This window comes from Shewanella hanedai, from assembly GCF_007197645.1.
Taxonomy (GTDB): Bacteria; Pseudomonadota; Gammaproteobacteria; order Enterobacterales; family Shewanellaceae; genus Shewanella; species Shewanella hanedai.
Window position 1 is genome coordinate 1 of sequence record NZ_VKGK01000069.1, and the last position, 2,933, is coordinate 2,933.

The window sequence follows — 2,933 nt, forward strand, 5'->3', positions numbered from 1 at the left end:
TGGGTTGTATGGTTAAGTGACTAAGCGTATACGGTGGATGCCTTGGCAGTCAGAGGCGATGAAGGACGTAGTAACTTGCGATAAGCGTTGGCGAGCTAGTAACAAGCATTTGAGCTAACGATTTCCGAATGGGGAAACCCACATGCATAAGCATGTATCACAACATGAATACATAGTGTTGTGAGGCAAACCCGGGGAACTGAAACATCTAAGTACCCGGAGGAAAAGAAATCAACCGAGATTCCCCTAGTAGCGGCGAGCGAACGGGGATTAGCCCTTAAGCGTAGAGGGTGTTAGTGGAATGTGTTGGAAAGCACAGCGGCACAGGGTGATAGCCCCGTACATGAAAACTAACTTTACGTGAAAACGAGTAGGACGGGACACGTGACATCTTGTCTGAACATGGGGGGACCATCCTCCAAGGCTAAATACTCCTGACTGACCGATAGTGAACCAGTACCGTGAGGGAAAGGCGAAAAGAACCCCTGTGAGGGGAGTGAAATAGAACCTGAAACCGTATACGTACAAGCAGTGGGAGCGGTTCTTGAGACCGTGACTGCGTACCTTTTGTATAATGGGTCAGCGACTTACATTTTGTAGCGAGGTTAAGCGAATAGCGGAGCCGTAGGGAAACCGAGTGTTAACTGCGCGTTTAGTTGCAAGGTGTAGACCCGAAACCCGGTGATCTATCCATGGGCAGGTTGAAGATTGAGTAACATCAATTGGAGGACCGAACCGACTTATGTTGAAAAATGAGCGGATGACTTGTGGATGGGGGTGAAAGGCCAATCAAACCGGGAGATATCTGGTTCTCCTCGAAAGCTATTTAGGTAGCGCCTCGAGCGAATACCATTGGGGGTAGAGCACTGTTAAGGCTAGGGGGTCATCCCGACTTACCAACCCTTTGCAAACTCCGAATACCAATGAGTACTACTCGGGAGACACACGGCGGGTGCTAACGTCCGTCGTGAAAAGGGAAACAACCCAGACCGTCAGCTAAGGTCCCAAAGTTATTGCTAAGTGGGAAACGATGTGGGAAGGCTTAGACAGCTAGGATGTTGGCTTAGAAGCAGCCATCATTTAAAGAAAGCGTAATAGCTCACTAGTCGAGTCGGCCTGCGCGGAAGATTTAACGGGGCTAAGCAATACACCGAAGCTACGGGTGTGCACTTTAGGGTGTACGCGGTAGAGGAGCGTTCTGTAAGCCGTTGAAGGTGAAGGGGTAACCCACGCTGGAGGTATCAGAAGTGCGAATGCTGACATGAGTAACGATAAAGGGAGTGAAAAACTCCCTCGCCGAAAGACCAAGGGTTCCTGTCCAATGTTAATCAGGGCAGGGTGAGTCGACCCCTAAGGCGAGGCCGAAAGGCGTAGTCGATGGGAAATGGGTTAATATTCCCATACTTCTGCTAACTGCGATGGAGAGACGGAGAAGGCTAGGCTAGCGCGGCGTTGGTAGTCCGCGTTTAAGGTGGTAGGCAGTAAACTTAGGCAAATCCGGGTTTACGTATTAAATTACAATGCTGAGAGCTGATGACGAGTCACTAAGGTGATGAAGTAGTTGATGCCATGCTTCCAGGAAAATCTTCTAAGCTTCAGGTTAGTAGGAATCGTACCCCAAACCGACACAGGTGGTTGGGTAGAGAATACCAAGGCGCTTGAGAGAACTCGGCTGAAGGAACTAGGCAAAATGGTACCGTAACTTCGGGAGAAGGTACGCTCCCGACGGTGATGAGACTTGCTCTCTAAGCTGTTGGGAGTCGCAGATACCAGGTGGCTGCAACTGTTTATCAAAAACACAGTACTGTGCAAACTCGCAAGAGGAAGTATACGGTATGACGCCTGCCCGGTGCCGGAAGGTTAATTGATTGGGTTATCTTCGGAGAAGCTCATGATCGAAGCCCCGGTAAACGGCGGCCGTAACTATAACGGTCCTAAGGTAGCGAAATTCCTTGTCGGGTAAGTTCCGACCTGCACGAATGGCGTAATGATGGCCACGCTGTCTCCAGCCGAGACTCAGTGAAGTTGAAATTGCGGTGAAGATGCCGTATACCCGCGGCTAGACGGAAAGACCCCGTGCACCTTTACTATAGCTTGGCACTGAACATTGAACCTACATGTGTAGGATAGGTGGGAGCCTTTGAAGCAGAAACGCTAGTTTTTGTGGAGGCAATCTTGAAATACCACCCTTGTAGCTTTGATGTTCTAACTCTGGCCCCTGAATCGGGGTTGAGGACAGTGTCTGGTGGGTAGTTTGACTGGGGCGGTCTCCTCCCAAAGAGTAACGGAGGAGCACGAAGGTTGGCTAAGTACGGTCGGACATCGTACGGTTAGTGCAATGGCATAAGCCAGCTTAACTGCGAGACATACACGTCGAGCAGGTACGAAAGTAGGTCATAGTGATCCGGTGGTTCTGAATGGAAGGGCCATCGCTCAACGGATAAAAGGTACGCCGGGGATAACAGGCTGATACCGCCCAAGAGTTCATATCGACGGCGGTGTTTGGCACCTCGATGTCGGCTCATCACATCCTGGGGCTGAAGTCGGTCCCAAGGGTATGGCTGTTCGCCATTTAAAGTGGTACGCGAGCTGGGTTCAGAACGTCGTGAGACAGTTCGGTCCCTATCTGCCGTGGGCGTTGGATGATTGAAGGAAGCTGCTCCTAGTACGAGAGGACCGGAGTGGACGAACCGCTGGTGTTCGGGTTGTTATGCCAATAGCATTGCCCGGTAGCTACGTTCGGAATCGATAACCGCTGAAAGCATCTAAGCGGGAAGCGAGTCCTAAGATGAGTCATCCCTAGAGATTTAATCTCTTTAAAGAGCCGTTCGAGACTAGGACGTTGATAGGCAAGGTGTGTAAGCGTTGTGAGGCGTTGAGCTAACTTGTACTAATGACTCGTAAGGCTTAACCATACAACCCAGATGGGTTTT

General features: G+C 50.5%; 1 rRNA gene. It reads left to right on the plus strand.

Annotated features, from left to right (window positions below):
- The first annotated feature begins 10 nt into the window (after positions 1–10).
- Positions 11–2,915, plus strand: a 23S ribosomal RNA gene (locus FN961_RS25570).
- The last annotated feature ends 18 nt before the right edge of the window (positions 2,916–2,933 follow it).